The organism is Streptomyces sp. NPDC086147, assembly GCF_040702165.1.
Classification (GTDB): domain Bacteria; phylum Actinomycetota; class Actinomycetes; order Streptomycetales; family Streptomycetaceae; genus Streptomyces.
In genome coordinates, this window is record NZ_JBFBJO010000002.1 from 323,934 (window position 1) to 342,064 (window position 18,131).

General features: G+C 75.3%; 16 protein-coding genes. 5 read left to right on the forward strand and 11 right to left on the reverse strand.

The annotated features are described in order from the left end of the window. The first annotated feature begins 17 nt into the window (after positions 1–17). The gene (locus AB0398_RS06355) at positions 18–1,019 is read left to right on the forward strand and encodes a beta-ketoacyl-ACP synthase III (RefSeq protein ID WP_366372694.1); all 1,002 of its coding nucleotides are present in this window, start codon (positions 18–20) and stop codon (positions 1,017–1,019) included. Here the strand turns inward: AB0398_RS06355 and AB0398_RS06360 are convergent. Next, positions 971–2,296, reverse strand: a complete 1,326-nt coding sequence (locus AB0398_RS06360) for an MFS transporter (RefSeq protein ID WP_366372695.1) — start codon at positions 2,294–2,296, stop codon at positions 971–973. The genes AB0398_RS06355 and AB0398_RS06360 overlap by 49 nt on opposite strands. A gap of 84 nt (positions 2,297–2,380) precedes the next feature. Here AB0398_RS06360 and AB0398_RS06365 point away from each other — a divergent pair, with 84 nt between their 5' ends. Next, positions 2,381–3,607: an ROK family protein gene (locus tag AB0398_RS06365; RefSeq protein ID WP_366372696.1), complete on the forward strand. Its 1,227-nt coding sequence runs from the start codon at positions 2,381–2,383 to the stop codon at positions 3,605–3,607. A gap of 16 nt (positions 3,608–3,623) precedes the next feature. Here AB0398_RS06365 and AB0398_RS06370 read toward each other — a convergent pair whose 3' ends face one another. Then, the gene (locus AB0398_RS06370; protein WP_366372697.1) at positions 3,624–4,088 is read right to left on the reverse strand and encodes an SRPBCC domain-containing protein; all 465 of its coding nucleotides are present in this window, start codon (positions 4,086–4,088) and stop codon (positions 3,624–3,626) included. 170 nt (positions 4,089–4,258) lie between these two features. On the opposite strand from AB0398_RS06370, the gene AB0398_RS06375 reads away from it, so the two are divergent. Then, entirely contained in the window at positions 4,259–5,029 is a 771-nt protein-coding gene (locus tag AB0398_RS06375) for a class I SAM-dependent methyltransferase (protein ID WP_366372698.1), read from the forward strand. Positions 5,030–5,118: 89 nt separating this feature from the next. On the opposite strand, the gene AB0398_RS06380 is transcribed toward AB0398_RS06375, so the two are convergent. Both AB0398_RS06380 and AB0398_RS06385 read right to left on the reverse strand, forming a co-directional pair. Then, complete coding sequence (locus AB0398_RS06380) at positions 5,119–5,718, reverse strand: ATP-binding protein (protein ID WP_366372699.1); 600 nt, start codon at positions 5,716–5,718, stop codon at positions 5,119–5,121. 195 nt (positions 5,719–5,913) lie between these two features. Then, positions 5,914–6,285 carry a hypothetical protein gene (locus tag AB0398_RS06385; RefSeq protein WP_366372700.1) on the reverse strand — a complete coding sequence of 124 codons (372 nt, stop codon included), beginning with the start codon at positions 6,283–6,285 and terminating at the stop codon, positions 5,914–5,916. Between the two features lie 223 nt (positions 6,286–6,508). On the opposite strand from AB0398_RS06385, the gene AB0398_RS06390 reads away from it, so the two are divergent. Then, the gene (locus AB0398_RS06390) at positions 6,509–7,672 is read left to right on the forward strand and encodes a PLP-dependent cysteine synthase family protein (RefSeq protein ID WP_366372702.1); all 1,164 of its coding nucleotides are present in this window, start codon (positions 6,509–6,511) and stop codon (positions 7,670–7,672) included. On the opposite strand, the gene AB0398_RS06395 is transcribed toward AB0398_RS06390, so the two are convergent. The 3 genes from AB0398_RS06395 to AB0398_RS06405 all read right to left on the reverse strand — a co-directional run bounded on the left by AB0398_RS06395 (position 7,632) and on the right by AB0398_RS06405 (position 9,514). After that, a complete protein-coding gene (locus AB0398_RS06395) occupies positions 7,632–8,132 on the reverse strand; it encodes an SRPBCC family protein (protein ID WP_366372703.1) in 501 nt (166 codons plus the stop codon). The genes AB0398_RS06390 and AB0398_RS06395 overlap by 41 nt on opposite strands. A 126-nt stretch (positions 8,133–8,258) precedes the next feature. Continuing rightward, positions 8,259–8,699 (reverse strand): SRPBCC family protein, encoded by a 441-nt coding sequence (locus AB0398_RS06400; protein WP_366372705.1) that lies wholly within the window; start codon positions 8,697–8,699, stop codon positions 8,259–8,261. Continuing rightward, complete coding sequence (locus AB0398_RS06405; RefSeq protein WP_366372706.1) at positions 8,696–9,514, reverse strand: DeoR/GlpR family DNA-binding transcription regulator; 819 nt, start codon at positions 9,512–9,514, stop codon at positions 8,696–8,698. Before AB0398_RS06405 ends, AB0398_RS06400 begins: the two co-directional genes overlap by 4 nt. Positions 9,515–9,656: 142 nt before the next feature. On the opposite strand from AB0398_RS06405, the gene AB0398_RS06410 reads away from it, so the two are divergent. Next, on the forward strand, positions 9,657–12,065 hold the full coding sequence (locus AB0398_RS06410; RefSeq protein WP_366372707.1) for a hypothetical protein: 2,409 nt from the start codon (positions 9,657–9,659) through the stop codon (positions 12,063–12,065). Here the strand turns inward: AB0398_RS06410 and AB0398_RS06415 are convergent. The 4 genes from AB0398_RS06415 to AB0398_RS06430 form a co-directional block, all read right to left on the reverse strand. Beyond that, positions 12,035–14,467 carry a right-handed parallel beta-helix repeat-containing protein gene (locus AB0398_RS06415; RefSeq protein WP_366372708.1) on the reverse strand — a complete coding sequence of 811 codons (2,433 nt, stop codon included), beginning with the start codon at positions 14,465–14,467 and terminating at the stop codon, positions 12,035–12,037. The genes AB0398_RS06410 and AB0398_RS06415 overlap by 31 nt on opposite strands. Positions 14,468–14,943: 476 nt before the next feature. Next, positions 14,944–15,768 (reverse strand): MOSC N-terminal beta barrel domain-containing protein, encoded by an 825-nt coding sequence (locus AB0398_RS06420; RefSeq protein WP_366372710.1) that lies wholly within the window; start codon positions 15,766–15,768, stop codon positions 14,944–14,946. A 52-nt stretch (positions 15,769–15,820) separates the two neighbouring features. Beyond that, positions 15,821–16,321, reverse strand: a complete 501-nt coding sequence (locus AB0398_RS06425) for a DUF6643 family protein (RefSeq protein ID WP_366372711.1) — start codon at positions 16,319–16,321, stop codon at positions 15,821–15,823. Between the two features lie 478 nt (positions 16,322–16,799). Next, the gene (locus AB0398_RS06430) at positions 16,800–18,080 is read right to left on the reverse strand and encodes a glycosyltransferase (protein WP_366372713.1); all 1,281 of its coding nucleotides are present in this window, start codon (positions 18,078–18,080) and stop codon (positions 16,800–16,802) included. Between the last annotated feature and the right edge of the window lie 51 nt (positions 18,081–18,131).

Here is an 18,131-nt window from a genome sequence, read left to right on the forward strand (position 1 = left end):
CACCCGGAGGGGCACTCATGACGGCACGGATCACCTCACCGACCGGAGCACCGGGCGCCAGGATCCTGGGCGTGGGCTCCTACCGGCCGCGACGCATCGTCACCAACGAGGAGGCGGCCCGGTACATCGACTCGTCCGACGAGTGGATCCGGTCCCGCACCGGCATCGTCACCCGGCGCTGGGCCGGTCCCGGCGAATCCCTGACCGACATGGCCGAGGCCGCCTCCGCCAAGGCGCTCGCGACGGCGGGAGTCGACCCCGAGGCCGTCGACTGCGTCGTCCTGGCGACCTTCACGCACCTGCGCCAGACGCCGGCGGCGGCCACGGAGGTCGCCCACCGGATCGGGGCCGTCCGCGCGGCCGCCTTCGACGTCTCCGCCGGCTGCGCGGGCTTCGTCCACGGCGTCGCCCTCGCCGCCGACGCGGTCCGCAGCCGGGGCGGACACGTCCTGGTGGTGGGCGCGGAGCGGATGACCGACCTGCTGGACCTGGAGGACCGCTCCACGGCCTTCATCTTCGGTGACGGCGCGGGAGCGGTGGTCCTCGGCCCCGCCCCCGTGCCGGGCGTCGGCCCCGTCGTCTGGGGCGCCGACGGCTCCCAGGCCGGGGCCATCGCCCAGACCGTCCCCTGGAACGCCCTGCGCGACGACCCCGCGCCGCGCTGGCCCGCCCTCCGCCAGGAGGGCCAGAAGGTCTACCGCTGGGCGGTGTACGAGATGGCCGAGGTCGCCCGCGAGGCCCTGGCCGCCTCCGGGGTGACCCCCTCCGACCTGGGCGCCTTCATCCCGCACCAGGCGAACGCCCGCATCATCGACGCCCTCGCCGCCTCCCTGGGCCTCCCGCCCGAGGTCGCCGTCGCCCGCGACGTGGTCACCAGCGGCAACACCTCGGGCGCCTCCGTCCCGCTGGCCATGGACGCCCTGCTCGACACCGGCGCGGCCCGCTCGGGCGACCTGGCCCTGCTGCTCGGCTACGGCGCGGGGCTCTCGTACGCGGCGACGGTGGTGACCCTGCCCTGAGCGGGCCGCCCGCCGTCCGCGGGCCCGTTTCCCTCCACGGCCCCGGTGCCGCCCCGGGCCCCGGTGCCCCGGGCCAGGTAGCCCATCACCGCGGCCCCGGCGGCGAGCACCGCGACCGTGGTGAGCGCGGCCGGAAGGGAGAACCAGTCGGCGAGGAAGCCGATCGAGGGCGGGCCCAGCAGCATCCCGCCGTACCCGAGGGTGGACGCGGTCGCCACCCCGCCGGGGCCGGCGATCGCGCCGGCGCGGGCCACGGCGACGGGGAAGATGTTGGCGAGGCCGAGACCGGTCACGGCGAAGCCGAGGAGCGCGGCCCAGACGGTCGGCGCGAGCGCGCCCAGCAGCATGCCCGCGGCGGCGGTCGCGCCGCCCGCGACCAGGGTGCGGGTCTGGCCGAGGCGTTCGAGCAGCGCGGTGCCGGAGAGCCGGCCGACGGTCATGGTCAGCGCGAACACGGAGTACCCGGCGGCGGCCACCCCGGGATGGGCGTGCAGGTCCTGGGTGAGGTGCAGGGCGCCCCAGTCGGCGAGCGCGCCCTCGCCGTACGCCGTGCAGAGCGCGATCGCCCCGAAGAGCAGGACCGTGCGGCGCTGGGCGCCCGGCCGCGCGCCGGGGGCGGCGGTCGCGGCGGACCGCGCCGGAAGGGCCTCGGGCGGGGCGGGGGAGGGGTGGCGCAGGAGCACGGGTCCGGCGGCGGCCGTCAGGGCCAGGCCGACGAGCGTGAGGCCGAGGAGGTGGGCGGTGGGGGAGAGGCCGCCGGCGAGCAGCCCGCCGAGTCCGGCCCCCAGCATGCCGCCGAGGCTGAACGCGGCGTGGAAGCCCGGCATCACGGGGCGCCGCAGCGCGGTCACGACGTCCACGGCGGCGCTGTTCATGGCCACGTTGATCCCGCCGTACGCGGCCCCGAAGACGAGCAGGACGAGGCCGAGGGAGAGCGGGGAGCGAGTGAGCGCGGGAAGGGCGACGGAGAGCGAGAGGAGGACGGCGGTGGCGACGGTGACGGCGTGGGAGCCGTACCGGCGGCAGAGCCGCCCGGTCAGCGTCATGGTCACCACGGCGCCGGCCGACACCCCGAGGAGCGCGAGGCCGAGGTCCCCGGCGGAGGCGCCGGTCTGCTCCTTGACGGCGGGGATGCGGACCACCCAGCCGGCGAACAGGAAGCCGTCGAGCGCGAAGAAGAGGGTCAGGGCGGAGCGGAGGCGGGACAGGGAGCGGGCGGCGGTGTCTCCGCCGGGGCCCCCCGATGCGGCCGTCCGTACTTTGTTTAGTAGCGGCACAAATTCAGGATAGGGGCGAGGGGCGGGGGAATCAACCGGGCCGCGAGGTCGGGGGCGCCGTCCGATCATGGGAGACTCGCCCCCATGAACGGCAAGGCGACGACGACCCGGACACGGCTGGACAGGGGGCGCAACGCGCTCGGCCCCGCGCTTGAGCTGGTGCACACCGGCAGGGCGCCGACCCGGGCCGTCCTCACCGCCGAACTCGGCGTCACCCGCGCCACCGCCGGGGCCGTCGCCGCCGAGCTGGAGGCCCTCGGCCTCATCAGGGTCGACTCCAACCCCGGTGCCGCGGCGGGCTCCCAGGGCCGCCCCTCGCACCGGCTCGCCGTCGACGAGAAGGGCCCCGTCGCCCTCGCCGCGCAGGTCCACCCGGACGGCTTCCGGGCCGCGCTCGTCGGCCTCGGCGGCACGATCGTCGCCACGGCCCCCGGCAGCGTCGTCGTCTCCGCCGACCCCGCCCAGGTCCTCGGCGCCGTGGTCGACGCCGGAGCGGCCCTCCTCGCGGAGAGCGGCCGCCGCTGCGTCGGCGCCGGCCTCGCCGTGCCCTCCGCGGTCGCCGAGCCCGAGGGCACCGCCCTCAACCCGCTCCACCTCGCCTGGCCCGCCGGGGCGCAGGTCCGGCAGATCTTCGCCGAGCGGGTGCGGGAGGCCGGCATCGAGGGCCCCGCCTTCACCGGCAACGACGTGAACCTCGCCGCCCTCGCCGAGCACCGCCACGGCGCGGGGCGCGGCGCCCGGGACCTGCTCTGCGTCGCCACCGGCCACCGGGGCGTCGGCGGCGCGCTCGTCCTCGACGGACGCCTGCACACCGGCAGCGCGGGCCTCGCCCTGGAGGTCGGCCACCTGACGGTGAACCCGGAGGGCCGCCCGTGCCACTGCGGCGGCCGGGGCTGCCTCGACGTCGAGACCGACCCGCTCGCCTTCCTCACGGCCGCGGGCCGCGTCCCCGGCCCCGAGGTCTCGCTGCTCCAGCAGTCCCGCGACCTGCTGCGCACCGCTCCGGACGACCCCGGCGTCCGGGTCGCCGTGGGCGAGCTGATCGACCGCCTCGGACTCGGCCTCGCCGGTCTGGTGAACATCCTCAACCCGGACCGGATCATCCTCGGCGGCCTCCACCGCGAACTTCTCGACGCCGACCCCGAGCGCCTCCGCGCGGTCGTCGCCGACCGCAGCCTCTGGGGCCGCAGCGGCGGCGTGCCGATCCTCCCCTGCACCCTGGACCACAACAGCCTCGTGGGCGCCGCCGAACTTGCCTGGCAGCCGGTCCTGGACGACCCCCTGGCGGCCCTCTCCCGCGAACCGGTCTGAGCCGCCCGGCCCGCGACTACTCCGGGCGTCCTTCCAGCAACGCCGCCAGCCGGTCCAGGGCCGTCCGGGTGCCGGTCTCGTTGTCGGCGGCGGGGACCGCGTCTGGGACGCCCTCGTGGACGACCAGGACCTCCGTGCCGCCGCCGTCCGGGACCAGGGTCGTCGTCAGGGTCATGGCGCCGTGCAGCAGCGGGTCCTCCGTCTCGAACTCGACGACCTCGACGACCCGTTCGTCCGGCACCAGCTCTACGAAGCGGCCGTGGTACGTGTCCGTGCGCGGCCCCGACTTCCCGGCGCCGTCCTCCCCCTCGTACCGCAGCGAGACCCGGAACGCGCCCCCCTCCCGCGCGTCGAACTCGTGCACCCGGCAGGTCATGCCGTACGGCACCCGCCAGCGCGGGACGGCCTCCGGGTCGAGGAGCGTCCGGTAGACGGCCAGGGGCGGGGCGTCGACGTGGCGGGACACGCGCGTGGTGTACATCCTTCCCAGGCTAGGCGCGGAACCGGGCTTCCGCCCGACCGGAACCGGTCTTCCTCCCGGCCGCGACGGGCCTTCCGCCGTGATCGGGCCTCCGCCCTCCCGGCCCCCCCCGCCTGCCCCCGCCGAAAACCGGTGGGACCGTCCCGCCGTACGACGTACCGTTCCGCCCCATGACCTCTTCCGACTCCGCACTTCCCCCGCGCCTCGGCAGCCTCACCTTCCACGGGCCGCTCTCCGAGGCGCGTGCCGCCCGCATCCTGGGGCGGCTCGCCGCCGCCGGGCCCGCCGACGCGCTCGACATCGGCTGCGGCTGGGGCGAGTTGCTCCTGCGCCTCCTCGAAGCGGCTCCCGGGTCCGAGGGGACCGGGATCGACATCGACGCCGAGGACCTGGCGCGCGGCCGCGCCCTCGCCGAGGAGCGCGGACTCGCCGACCGCGTGGTCTTCGTCGAGGAGTCGGCGCTCGGCACCGAGCGGGGCCCCGTCGACGCGATCCTCTGCCTCGGTTCCAGTCAGGCGCTCTGCGACCCCGACCTGCCCCACGACCCCGCCGCCGCCCTGCGCGAACTGCGCCGGCTCGTCCGGCCCGGCGGCCGCGTCGTCCTGGGCGAGGGCTTCTGGGAGCGCACCCCCACCGAGACCGAACTGGCCGGCATGTGGCCCGGCGCCCGTGCCGACGACCACCTCTCCCTCGGCGCCCTCGTCGACCTCGCGATCACGGCCGGGTTCCGTCCCGCGTGGATCGAGACGGCGAGCGCCGAGGAGTGGGAGGAGTTCGAGTCCGGCTACCGCTACGACACGGAGGTCTGGCTCGCCGCGAACCCCGGCCACCCGCTCGCCGCCGAGACGCGCGAGCGCGTCGACCGGCAGCGATCCGGCTGGCTGAACGGCTACCGGGGCGTCCTCGGCATCGCCTATCTGACCCTGGTCGCCGTGGCCTGAGCCCGGGACTCCACCTGCCCGGACTCCGCCCGCCCCGGCTCCGACAGGTGGAACACCCGGAGGTGCCCGCCCCCGCCGGCCCGGGTTCCTCAGCCCGCCCGGCCCGCCAGGGCCGGTCGGGCGGCGGCCACCGCGGGGGCGGGGCTCAGGACCGGTTCGGCCGGGGTGCCGAGGGGCACGGCGGGCACCCGCTCGTAGCCGGTGAAGGGACCCTCGGTCGCGGCGCCGTACACGGCCTCCTCGCGCGTCCCGACGGGAGTGCCCGCGGGCGGCGCCGCGAGGGTGAACCACACGACCTTCCCGTCGTCCCCGCACGGCCGGACGCCCCAGCTCTCGCTGACCGCGCCGACGAGGACGAGGCCCCGGCCGGAGGTCGCGAGACCGTCGGGGGATCCGTCGGCCGGGTCGCCGAACGGGCCTTCGGTCCGCGGCGGGCGCGGGTCGTGGTCCCTGACGGAGACCGTGAGGCGGTCGAGCAGCAGCTCGATCTCCACGGTGCACCGCTTGTCCGGCCGGGCGTGTCGATGGACGTTGGTCAGGAGCTCGGTGACTCCCAGCAGGGCATGGTCGACCAGGGCGTCGAGATGCCAGTGGCGCAGATGCGCCGAGACAATCCTGCGGACCTGTCCGATCCGCTGCGGCAGGGCCTGGAGCTCCACCGCGTAGTACCTGCTCGGTTCGCTGATCACGGCTGCGACTCCCCGAAGTAGTCCGGAAGAAGACGAAGGTTCGGATCTCTCGTGCGGTCCAGTGGGGTGATGACCACGACGTAGCGTCACCACCTGTCAACCCTCGGTGAGGTGATTCCAGCGTGGGCCAGTGGTGACCGTCCCGCAACTCACGGCGAACCGTGCCAGGTCAGGAAGCCCCGCGCATCCCGGGCGTCAGCGCCGTCGCGCCGCCCGTTCGAGCGCGGCGAGGAAGCGCCCCGACGCCTCCTTCGACTCCCCGGGATTCCCGGGCTCCTCGGACTTTCCGGCCTCCCCGGAGTCCGCCGTGCCGCCGCCGTCCCGGTCCTTCCGGTGCAGCGTCAGCCGGTACCGGGTGCCGTTCACGGTCGCCACCGCCTCGTCCGGCCCGGCGAACCACGGGCGCCCCGCCCGCACCGCCGTCACCGGCGCGCTGTCGATCTCGCTGCCGTAACTGGTGAGCAGGGCGAGCCGCCCGTCCTCGATCCGCACCTCGCCCGCGCGCGTCAGCGAGCGCAGCCAGCGGTTGATCTCCACGCCCCTGGCGCTGAACTCCGGTTCCCGCATGCCGATCCGCCCCTTCCCGCCCGTTTCCCCCGGGCCGCCGCTCCCAGTGTGCCGGGCCGTCCGCGACCGCACCAGTGGCCCTCGCGCGGCCCCTTTCGCACACCCTTTCGCAAGTCTTCCCTATGGAAGCTCAAAGGGAACGTTTGCCCAGGTGAGAGCGGTATTGTCGGCAGTGGAGCACCCGGGGGAGCGCCCCCGGGGAAGCGATCGAGGAGAAGCGCGGATGAGCACCACCGAGCACAGTGCGCAGAACGGTTCGGCCCCCGGCGCCGGGGGCGTCGCCACCGCCACGCCGACCGTCGACGTCGACCGCAGCGACCCCGCCTACCGGGCCTGGCTCAAGGAGGCCGTCCGCAAGGTCCAGGCCGACGCCAACCGCTCGGCCGACACCCACCTGCTGCGCTTCCCGCTGCCCGAGCGGTGGGGCATCGACCTCTACCTCAAGGACGAGTCCACCCACCCCACCGGCAGCCTCAAGCACCGGCTCGCCCGCTCCCTCTTCCTGTACGGCCTGTGCAACGGCTGGATTCGCCCGGACAAGCCCGTCATCGAGGCCTCCAGCGGCTCGACCGCCGTCTCCGAGGCGTACTTCGCGAAGCTCATCGGCGTCCCGTTCATCGCCGTCATGCCCCGCACGACCAGCCCCGAGAAGTGTCGGCTCATCGAGTTCCACGGCGGGCGCTGCCACTTCGTCGACGACTCGCGCACCCTGTACGAGGAGTCCGCCGCCCTCGCCGAGCGCACCGGCGGCCACTACATGGACCAGTTCACCTACGCGGAGCGGGCCACCGACTGGCGCGGCAACAACAACATCGCCGAGTCGATGTACCAGCAGCTCCGCCTGGAGCGGTACCCGGAGCCGACCTGGATCGTGGCCACCGCGGGCACCGGCGGCACCTCGGCGACCATCGCCCGCTACGTGCACTACATGCAGCACGACACCCGGATCTGTGTCGCCGACCCCGAGAACTCCTGTTTCTTCGACGGCTGGACCCACCACGACCCGCACGCCACCGCCGACTGCGGCTCCCGCATCGAGGGCATCGGCCGCCCCCGCATGGAGCCGAGCTTCGTGCCCGGGGCCGTCGACCGGATGATGAAGGTCCCCGACGCGGCGAGCGTCGCCGCCGTCCGCGCCCTGGAGACGGCCATCGGCCGCAAGGCGGGCGGCTCCACCGGCACCGGCCTGTGGAGCGCCTTCAAGATCGTGGCCGAGATGGTCGGGCAGGGACGCACCGGAAGCGTCGTCACCCTGCTCTGCGACCCCGGCGACCGCTACCTCGACAAGTACTACTCCGACGACTGGCTGGCCGCCCAGGGCCTCGACATCGCCCCGTACGCCGCCGCTATCGAGAGCTTCCTGGCGACGGGGTCCTGGCCGGAGTGAGCCGCCGGTCGAGGCGCCGCGCCGCGCCCCGGAAGGACCGTCCGAGGCCCGGCCGCGCGAGCCGCAGCGCGAGGCGGAACGGGGCCGGGCCGTCGGCGGCCATCGTCCACCGCAGCGACGTCCCCCGCCCGGCGGGGGAGAGGGCCCACTCCTCCGCCACGGCCGTCACGCCGGGGGCGTTCGTCGTGTCCACCCGGTAGGCGTAGCGGACCCCGGGCTCGGCCGCCAGGATCGTCTCCTCCAGGACGATCCCGCCCCGCAGCCGGACGCTGCGGCCCGCCCCGTCACCCGTCGGGACGGCGGAGACGAGCGCGGTGAACCACGAGGGCGTGCTCCCCACCTCCACGGCCAGGGACCGGTAGACGGCCGCGGGCGGGGCGGCTAGCGCCGCCGTGAACACCAGGCGGACGGGCGCGGACGCGGTGAAGTCGACCTCCACCGGCCTCAGTCGGCGTGCCATGGACCGGACCTCCGGGGGACGCGGGCGGAAAGGGCACCTTAACCGACACGCTGTCGACAGCACAGGGTGCGGACGCGGGCGAGGCGAACACCACGCCGGGGACCGGCCCCGCGAGGGCCCGGAGACTCAGCCCCTCCGCAGCAGCCCGTCCAGCGCCCGCCCGAACACCACCCGTCCCGCCCGCGCCAGGACCGGATCGAAGGCCCTCGGCAGACCCCGTACCGCCAGCTCCTCCGTCCACACCACCCGGCAGCCGCCGCCGGGCGCCTCCGCCACCTCGATCAGCGCCCAACCCCGCACGACACGGCCGTGCTTCTCCAGGCGGCACGCGCCGGGACGGCCCGGCGCCGGGGGCTCCCAGCGCACGACCTCCATCGGGTCGTCGAACGCCAGACGGCCGATCCCGGTCCGGGCGGTGAACCGGGTGCCCACGCCGTTCGGCCCCGGCGTCAGGATCCTCGTCCGGGTCAGCGGCACCAGCCGCCCGTGCGCCGGCCAGTCCGTGAGCCGCCGCCACACCTCCTCCGGCGCCGACAGCACGGTCCGCTCGACCTGGAAGGGGCTCACGCCCGCTCCTCGCCCGCCACCACGAGCCCCGGCACGTGCTCCGCGACCTCCGCCCGCGTCCCCCCGGACAGGCCCCCGTCCGTCACCCACGTGTCCACCTCGTCCAAGGAGGCGAACGAACTCAGGCCCACCGTCCCCCACTTGGTGTGGTCGGCGACCACCACCACCCGGCGCGCCGAACGCATCAGACAGGTGTTGGTCTCGGCCTCCGCCAGGTTCGGAGTCGACAGACCGGCCTCCACCGAGACGCCGTGCACCCCGAGGAAGAGCAGGTCGAAGTGGAGCGAGCGGATCGCCCGGTCCGCCACCGGCCCCACCAGCGCGTCGGACGGCGTGCGCACCCCGCCCGTCAGGACGACCGTCGCCGCCCCGCGCCGCGCCTCGCCGGCCCGCACCGCCTCGTGGAACACGTCCGCGACCCGCACCGAGTTGGTCACCACCGTCAGGTCCGGCACGTCGAGCAGGTGCCGCGCCAGCGCGTAGGTCGTCGTCCCGCCCGACAGGGCGAGCGCCATGCCCGGCGTCACCAGCGCCGCCGCCGCCCGCGCGATCTCGTCCTTGGCGCTCGGTTCGAGCACCGACTTGGCCTCGAAACCCGGCTCGTGGGTGCTCGCCTCGACCACCGGAACGGCCCCGCCGTGCACCTTCGACAGCACGCCCTGCCGGGCCAGCGCGTCCAGGTCGCGGCGGATCGTCATGTCCGAGACGCTCAGACGGCGGGTCAGTTCGTTGACCCGTACACCGCCGCGCCGCCGGACCTCGTCGAGGATCAGGGCGCGCCGCTGCTCCGCGAGGAGGTTCTGGTTGTCAGTCACCGCCGGGGCCGGTCCTTCCGCAGGGGACGAGGGATGGGGGGGATGAGGGTGAAATTCGGTGAGGGACCGTGCGCGGCCGCGCGGCCGTCCGCGATCCTGTCTCCGACGTCGCATCTTCCCACCTCATGAGGGAGCCGCCCCAGTGTCCCCTGCCACACCCGTCCCGGAGAGCGGGGACGCGGCGCTCGAACTCCTCGTCCACGGAGTCGGCGGAGCCACCCCCCAGGACATGCTCGACGACCCCAGGACCTTACGGATCACCGGCGACAGGACCGCCGCCGTGTACCGGCGGACCGAGGACGCCGACGCCGAGGACCACCCCGGACGGTACGCCGGACGCCCGGTCCCGGAGGCGTACTGCTGGTCCAACCTCACCTCCGGCGACGGCACCCGCGCCCTGTGGCTGCTGCTCCTGCCGTTCATGGTCGCCAACCTCGCGCACTGGATGCGCCCGCCCGCCCGGGGCGGACACCGGCTCGCCCGGCTCTACGGGGTCCTCGTCCGGCTCGTCGCCCTCACCCTCACCGTCCTGCTCACCGCCGCCGCCTGCGAGGTCGCGCTCGACCTGACGGCCTGGCAGTGCGCCGCCGCCCCCGCCTGCGTCGACTCCGCCTCCTGGCTGGGCTTCCTCTCCGTCGAACGCGGCGGCTGGTGGTCCGTGCCCGGCCGCCGCCTCGCCGTCGCCGCCCTCGTGCCGGCCGTCCTCGTCGGCCTGCTCTGGTACCTGTCCAACCGGACCTGGAGCGCGTACGAGGCCCAGCGCCCGCCCACCGGCTACGACAACCCGCCGCCGGCCCCGGGGGACACCGCCGTCGAGGCGGGTTCCCGCGCCGCCCTCGGCCGCCCCGGATTCTGGTACGGCCGCCGCATCGTCGCCCGGCTCAGGGCCGCGCACACCGCCGCCGGATTCCTCACCGTCGCCGCCGCCCTCGTCACCGCCGCCGCCCGCCACGACACCGCGGCGCCCGGGGCCGGCGCCGTCCTCGGCCGGATCCTCCAGGCCGCCGTCGCCGCCTTCGCCGTCGTCGTCCTCTGGGTCGTCTGCCGGCGCGGGCGCAGCGAGAACCACCTCGACCTGCGGCTCGAACGCGCCCTGGTCTCCTGGCTGCCCGGCGCCTCCCTCGTCCTGCTCCTCGCCGCCGTCCTGTACGCGGGCTGGTCCCGCCCCGGCTGGGCCTCGTCCGGAACCCTCCCCGGCGACGCCGTCTTCAGCGCCCTCACCGTCGCCCAGGGCGCCCTCGTCGTCGCCCTCGGCGCGGTCGCCCTCCTCCTCCAGCGCTCCCGCCGGGACCCCCGCACCGCCCTGTACGGACTCGGCGGACCCGCCGTCGCCATGCTCGCCTGCGCCCTTGGCGGCGTCATGTCCGGCGGCGTCGCCCAGCGCGTCGCCGACTGGCTCGACGGACCGGCCACCCCCGGCATGGGCGACCCCGGACCCCGGATAAGCCCGCCCGTCCTGCTCAGCTGGCAGGCGTCCGTGATCCCCGTCCTGCTCCTGCTGCTCGCCGTGCCCGCCGCCCTGCTCGTCGCGCGGACCCTGCTCGCCGCCCGGCGCCTGCGCTCCGAGGTCGAGGCCGACTACGACGCCGCCGGCGAGGGCGACCCGGTCCGTACGGGACGGATCGCGACCGTCCGGGCCCGGGCGGCGCTCACCGACTCCGCGCCCGTCCTCGTCGGCGTCGTCTCCGGCGCCACCCTGCTCCTCGGGGCCGCCTCCGTCGTCGGCGCCTGGGCCAGCGGGAACGTGCCGGGCCGGGCCTTCGACGGCGCCCACCCCGCCGTCGCCGCCCTGGCCTCCGCCACCCAGGCCCTCGGCTCCTGGATGATCGGCTTCGGCTTCCTGCTCTTCGTCACCTGGGGCCGTCGCGCCTACCGGGACCCCTCCGCCCGCCGCACCATCGGCATCCTCTGGGACGTCGGCACCTTCTGGCCCCGCGCCGCCCACCCCTTCGCCCCGCCCTGCTACGCCGAGCGCGCGGTCCCCGACCTCACCTGGCGGATGAGCTCCTGGACCCGGCGCACCGGCGGCCGGCTCGTCATCTCCGGGCACTCCCAGGGCAGCGTCCTGGCCGCCGCCGCCGTCTGGCAGCTCAAGCCGGCCACCCGCCGCCGGGTCGCCCTGCTCACCTACGGCTCACCCCTGGAGCGGCTCTACGGACGCTGGTTCCCGGCCTACTTCGGGCCCGAGGCGCTGGGCTCCCTGAACCGCACGGTCCACTGCTGGAGCAACCTCCACCGCGCCACCGACCCGATCGGCGGACCCGTCCGGGTCGTCGCCGAGGACGGGCGGCCCGCCGTCGACGAGCCGGTCCTGCTCGACCCGGTCGCCTACGGACGCACCCGCGACCACCCGCTGCCCGAGCCGATCCTGGGCCACTCCGACTACCAGGCCGACCCGGGGTTCTCCCACTGCCGTACCGGCCTCCTCGACCGCCTCCCGCCCGCCGTCCCCCGGCAGCGCGGGGCCGGGGAGCCGCCGGAGCCCGCCGAAGAAGGGGCCTGCGGCCAGGAGGAGAGGGGTCAGGGCAGCTCGGGCAGGTCGTCCGGGTAGAGCAGGGTCAGGTCGTCCGTGCTCGGCTCGTCGAGCGCGGCGACCCGCCCCGCGTGCCGCTCCACCATCGACTCGAAGGTCTGCCGCGCCGTGCGCCCGTTGCCGAAGGCCGGGCCCTTGGGCAGCTTCGCGAAGTAGGCGAGCAGCCCCTCGTCCGTGCCCGGGGCGAGCCGGTACTCGTGCTCGTCCGCCTGCTGTCCCACGATCCGCAGCAGCTCCTCCGGCTCGTAGTCGCCGAAGGTGATGGTCCGCGAGAAGCGCGAGGCCACCCCCGGGTTCACGGTGAGGAAGCGCTCCATCTCCGCCGTGTACCCGGCGACGATGACCACCACCGCGTCCCGGTGGTCCTCCATCAGCTTCACCAGCGTGTCGATCGCCTCGCGCCCGAAGTCACGGCCCGAGTCCTCCGGCGACAGCGCGTACGCCTCGTCGACGAACAGCACCCCGCCGCGCGCCCGGTCGAAGGCCTCCTGGGTGCGGATCGCCGTCGAGCCGATGTGCTCGCCGACCAGGTCCACCCGGGACACCTCCACCAGGTGCCCGCGCTCCAGGACCCCCAGCGAGGCGAGGATCTCGCCGTACAGCCGGGCCACCGTCGTCTTGCCCGTGCCCGGGTTCCCGGTGAAGACCAGGTGACGGCGGACCGAGGCGGCCTTGAACCCGGCCTCCTGGCGCCTGCGCCCCACCTCGATCATGTTGGTGAGGGTCCGCACCTCGTGCTTGACGCTCTCCAGGCCCACCAGGGCGTCCAGTTCGCCGAGCACGTCCTGCGAGGAGCGGGCCGCCGGGACGGGCTCCGGCTCCGGGGCCGCCGCCGGGGGCCGGGAGGCCGGTACGGAGCCGAGCAGCCCGGCCGTCCGCGTGGCCGTCAGGACCGTACCGCCCCCGGTGGCGGAGGGGCCGGAGCCCGAGGAGTCGGGTACGGAGGAGCGGACCGCGCTCTCGTCGCTGGTGCACTCCTCGGCGACCGCGCCCTCCTCCGGGAACTCGTAACCGCCGCGCGCGCACCGCTCCGTACGGCACTTGCGCAGGGTCGTCCGGCAGCCGTCCGTCACGTGGAAGCCGTATCCGCCGCTGCCCGTCACCCGGCAGCCGTGGAAGGAGCCGCGCCCCTCCGCCGACACGTAGAACCCGGCCTCGGCGGGCGAGGTGACCGTGCACCGCTCGATCGCGGGATCGGCCCCCTTGGTGACGATGACCCCGGTCTGCACGGAGTCGATCGTGCAGCCGGCCAGGGTGCCGCCGCTGCCGTGGTCCCGGAACCAGGCGCCCGTGGACGCCTCCCGGATCCGGCAGTCGTCGAGCTGGGCCGTCGCCCCGTCGCTCACCGACACCGCCGTGTTCCGCACCTGGGACAGGTCGCTGTCGACCACGTCCACCCGCGAGCCCCGGTCGAGGACGAACAGCGCGTCCGGCACGTCGTGCACCCGGCAGGCGTCGAGGACGGCGGTCGCCCCGTCGCTCACCCACACCGCCGGATAGTCGCCCGTGCTGTCGTGGATCTCGCACTGGTTGGCGTCCACCCGGGTCCCCGGGTCCCACACCGACAGGCCGTTGCGGCCGAAGCGGCGGACGGTCGACCGGGTGAGCGTCAGGACCGAGCGCGAGCGCAGGTCGACCGCGTTCTCCGGGACGTCGTGGATGTCGCAGTCGGAGAGGGTGAGGACGGCGTCGGTGTCGAGGGTGATGCCGTCCGCCGACGTGCGGTGCACCGAGGAGTCGGTGAGGTGGGCGGTGGCGCGGGACGCGATCTGGAGCCCGGCGCCCTTGATCTCGTACACCTCGCAGCCCACGCCCTCCAGGGCGCTGCCCTCGCCGGTGACGGCGATCCCGGCGCCGGAGGCGTGGTGCACCCGGCAGCGCTCCAGGCGCGGGTGCGCGCCGCCCCGCACCGAGACGCCCGCCTGCCCGGCGGACACCACCTCGCACTCCTCGAACACCCCGCCCGCGCCGTCCAGCACGGCGATGCCGATCCCGGCCGCGTTGTCGACGGTGCAGCGGCGGACCGTGGGCCGGGCGGCGCCCCGCACCTCGATCCCGGCGGCCGACCGGGTCAGGATCCGCAGGTCGAGCAGTTCGGGCGTGCCCTCCTCGACGAGCAGCGCGGGCGCCGCCACGTCCTGGCCCTCGACGTGCAGGTCCTGGAGGACGGCGGAGGCGCGCAGGGTCAGCGGGACGCCGTCCGGGGGAGCGATCCGGACCGGCCCCGCCCCGCCCTCGGGGCCGCGCAGGGTGACGGCCCGCCGTACCACCAGGTTCTCCCGGTAGGTCCCCGGGGCGACGGTGAGCACGTCCCCGTCGCCCGCGGCCTCCAGGGCGGCGGCGAGGGAGGGGTACTCACCCGTGCGGCGCCGCCACCGCGATGTGCCGGTGTGCGTCACCTGGACCGTGCCCTGTGCCATGGGTGTGTCCTGCCCCCGCCTCATGCCTCGCCGCTGATCCGATGCCCCACCGTAGCGCGCGCGGCGGTGTGGGGTTGACGGGTCGCGTACCCCCGTCCGCACCGGGAACGCCGCTGGTGCCCGGGGTGTGTCACCGCCGGTCCGGAGCGGTCGGGACCGGTCGGACCCGGTCAGCTTCCGGTGCCGGTGCGGCCCCGGTCGGGACCGGCCGCGGCCCACGCGCGCGGGCGGTGTCCGCGCCCGTCGGCGGCGCCACCGGGCGCCCGTCCCGGTCCGTCCACAGGGCGAAGGTGTCACCGGGCGCCGAGTGCCGCCGGGCCGTCGCCACCGTTCCCGTACGGGACGAGCCGTCCGGGGCGGTCCAGCGGGCCACCGCGGAGCGGCGGAACCGCTCCTCCCCGCCGGACTCGGCGGTCCGGGGGCCGGTTCCCCGCCCGTCGGGCCGGTGAGGTGTGACGCGCGCCCCGCCCGGCGGATCAGTCGAGGATCTTGACGGTGTCGCCGACCCGGACCGTGCCGGGGTGCTCGGGGACCAGGTTCTGGCCGAAGACGACCCGGCCGTCGCGTCGGCGGTGCAGGGCGAGGGTCCGCAGCGGCTCCTTGCCGCGCGCGCCGGTGAGCTGGTCGGTCGTGGTGACGACACACCGCCCGGAGGCCCGGGCGATCCGGAAGGTGACCTCTCCGACGGCGATCCGGGTCCAGGCGTCCTCCGCCCAGGGCTCGGTCCCTCCGACGACCAGGTTCGGCCGGAACCGGTTCATCGGCAGGGGGCCCTCCTCGGCCCGGTCGCCCCGGGCGATCAGGGAGTTGAGGGCGTCGAGCGAGGCGGTGGTGGTGACGAGCAGCGGATAGGCGTCCGCGAAGCTCACCGTCTCGCCGGGCAGCGCGTACACGGGGTCCACCGGACGCCGGTGCTCCGGCGCGTCCATGTGGAAGAGCCGGAAGTCGCCCTCCAGGAACGCCGAGAGCCACGCGGCCGCGCCGTCTCCGGCCGGGACCGCCTCCACGGGCTTGTCGAACACGTCCACCGTGACGGTGGCCGAGGGGTGCGGTACCCCGACCGTCAGCGGTGGGTGCCCGGCGGCGGACAGGACGATCCCGCCACCGGGCAGCGGTTCGGCCGAGGCCAGCGCCATCCGGGGGTGACGGCGCTGGGTCACGATCTTGCCCGCCGCGTCGACGACGACCCAGCGGCGGTCCCCGGCCAGCCCCCACGGCTGCACTTCCGCCTCCGGGAACGTCAGCGCGCGCATCGACTTCACCGGGTGGACGTGGACGGAGCGGAGCACGGGAGAGGACATGGAGTCATCCTGCCAGCCGCCCCGGCCGGGGGGCTGCCGATTTACGGGGCGGTCAGTAAGTGCCGCCCTGGTAGGGCCGGTTGTACGGGTCGCCGTACGGGGCGGGGGCCGGGACCGGCGCGGGCCGGGGAGCCGCCGGACGCATCGCCTCGTAACCGGCGGCCGCCGGCCGGGGCTGCTGCGGGTACTGGCCGGTCGGATAGCCGCGGGGGGCCGACGGCTGCTGCGGGATGTACGGCGCCGGGGCCTGCTGCAGGGGGACGGGGGCCATCTGCGGCGAGGGCTGCGGGTAGCCGTAGCCGCCGTTGTAGGCGGGGGCGGGCTGGGGGGTGGGCGCCGCCGGGAGGGCGGGCAGCGCCGAGGGGAGCGCCGGAAGGTAGGAGCCGCTTCCGGCGGTGGGGAAGCTGCTGCCGGTGTCGTAGGCGGCGGGCACTCGGATCGGGGCGATCTGAGGCGTGCCCCGCTCCGCGACCAGGGAGTCGTAGATCGGGGTGTCCGGGAAGGACGGCGCGGTGTGGTAACCGCCTCCATAAGTGGAGCGGGGGGAGGTCATGGCACATAGTTAAGCCCACGATGTGCCGCTTGGGGAGACCGGCTTGGAAGGTTGTTCGACGGGCTTCGTGAGGTGATGGATCCCCAATCCGATCGAACGTGACAAAAACGGACGGCTTCCTGTCTCAAGATCACGTAAAAGCCGAGATCGGAGGGGGTTACCGGTGGGTCGGGCCCTTCGTGGCTCCGACCGGTGCCCCCGGCATGAAGAACGCATAAAGAAAAAGTGCCGAGAAGGGGCGGGGAGTGATCATGGGCATGATTGGAGGCCCTGGATTGGGGGCTCTTGATTGGGCGTCAATCCGGTGCTCCGAGGGTGATGTGTACGCGCCGAATGGACGGTACTACTCCCCGTAATTGAAAACGCTACCCCCCGTATCGTAAATGCCATTTCCGCTTCCGGGGAACGGGGAGAGGGCGCCGGACGCGGGGATGTGCTCAGCGGTGGTCCGGCGCCGCCTCCGGACGCGGGGATGTGCTCAGCGGTGGTCCGGCGCCGCCTCCGGGCGCGTGTACGTCCGCCCCTTCCACGCCGCGCCCCGGCCCCGGTGGTGCCGCACCGCAGAGTCCACCGTCATCAGCAGGTAGAGGGACGCGGTGAACGGCAGCAACGGGGCGAGCCACAGCGGCTGCCGGTAGTGGCGGAGCATCGGCGCGTACGACCCCGCCATCACCGCCCAGGCCGCACCCCCCGCCCAGGCCGCCACCGCGTCCCCGGTCGCCGCGCCCGCCACCAGGGCCGCCGGCGGCACCAGATAGACGACCACGAGTCCCGCGACCGTCCCCAGGAGCAGCAGCGGATCGTGCCGGAGCTGCGCGTACGCGCTCCGCGAGACCATCCGCCACAGCTCGTCGAGCCCCGGGTACGGACGGACGCTGTCGACCCGCTCCGCGAGACCCAGCCAGATCCGCCCGCCGGCCCGCCGCACCGCCCGCGCCAGCGACACGTCGTCGATCACCGCCTGCCGGATCGCCTCCGGCACCCCCGCCGCCACCGCCGTCTCCGTCCGCAGCAGCACGCAGCCGCCCGCGGCCGCCGTCGCCCGGGGACGGAGGCGGTTGATCCAGCGGAAGGGGTAGAGCTGCGCGAAGAAGTAGACGAACGCCGGCACGATCAGGCGCTCCCACGCGCTCTCGGCCCGCAGCCGGGCCATCTGCGACACCAGGTCCAGATCGTTCTCCACCGCCGCCGACACGAGGAGGCGCAGGCTGTCCGGCCCGTGGGCGATGTCCGCGTCGGTCAGAAGCAGGAACTCCGGACCCCGCGCGCGTGCCAGCGCCATGCCGTGCCGCAGCGCCCACAGCTTCCCCGTCCACCCCGGCTCCGGCTCGCCCGGCGACGCCACGGTCAGCGGCAGCCCGCCGCACCGGCCGGCCAGCTCGACGGCGAGCCCGCCCGTGCCGTCCGTACTCCCGTCGTCGACGAGGACCACCTCCGCGATCCCCGGATAGTCCTGCGCGAGCAGCGACGGCAGGCTCAGCGGCAGCACCCCGGCCTCGTCCCGCGCGGGCACGACGACCACCACGCGCGGCCACGCGACCGGCTCCTCGCGCGCGTGCCCGTGGACGAGCGCGTCCGGCCTCCCGTCGTCCCGGCCCCCGTGCGCGTCCGGCTTCCCGTCGTCCCGTGTCCCGCGCGCGTGCCCGCCGCGCGCGGTCGGCGGCAGCCGCTGGTCCGTGCGCCAGAAGAACCCCTGGCCGAGGAGGAGCCAGACCCAGGCGGCCAGGGAGGCGGACGTGAACCAGGCAAGGGTGCTCATTCGCGGCAGTCTGCCCCAGAACGAGGGGGATGCGGGGCTCATCGGCTAGGG

Bases quoted from the DNA above. Each gene is read 5' to 3' on its own strand.
- AB0398_RS06425 (WP_366372711.1), bottom strand. From the start codon at position 16,321: ATGACCTCCCCCCGCTCCACTTATGGAGGCGGTTACCACACCGCGCCG.
- AB0398_RS06385 (WP_366372700.1), bottom strand. From the start codon at position 6,285: ATGCGGGAACCGGAGTTCAGCGCCAGGGGCGTGGAGATCAACCGCTGG.
- AB0398_RS06365 (WP_366372696.1), top strand. From the start codon at position 2,381: ATGAACGGCAAGGCGACGACGACCCGGACACGGCTGGACAGGGGGCGC.
- AB0398_RS06430 (WP_366372713.1), bottom strand. From the start codon at position 18,080: ATGAGCACCCTTGCCTGGTTCACGTCCGCCTCCCTGGCCGCCTGGGTC.
- AB0398_RS06390 (WP_366372702.1), top strand. From the start codon at position 6,509: ATGAGCACCACCGAGCACAGTGCGCAGAACGGTTCGGCCCCCGGCGCC.
- AB0398_RS06420 (WP_366372710.1), bottom strand. From the start codon at position 15,768: ATGTCCTCTCCCGTGCTCCGCTCCGTCCACGTCCACCCGGTGAAGTCG.
- AB0398_RS06355 (WP_366372694.1), top strand. From the start codon at position 18: ATGACGGCACGGATCACCTCACCGACCGGAGCACCGGGCGCCAGGATC.
- AB0398_RS06395 (WP_366372703.1), bottom strand. From the start codon at position 8,132: ATGGCACGCCGACTGAGGCCGGTGGAGGTCGACTTCACCGCGTCCGCG.
- AB0398_RS06375 (WP_366372698.1), top strand. From the start codon at position 4,259: ATGACCTCTTCCGACTCCGCACTTCCCCCGCGCCTCGGCAGCCTCACC.
- AB0398_RS06370 (WP_366372697.1), bottom strand. From the start codon at position 4,088: ATGTACACCACGCGCGTGTCCCGCCACGTCGACGCCCCGCCCCTGGCC.
- AB0398_RS06415 (WP_366372708.1), bottom strand. From the start codon at position 14,467: ATGGCACAGGGCACGGTCCAGGTGACGCACACCGGCACATCGCGGTGG.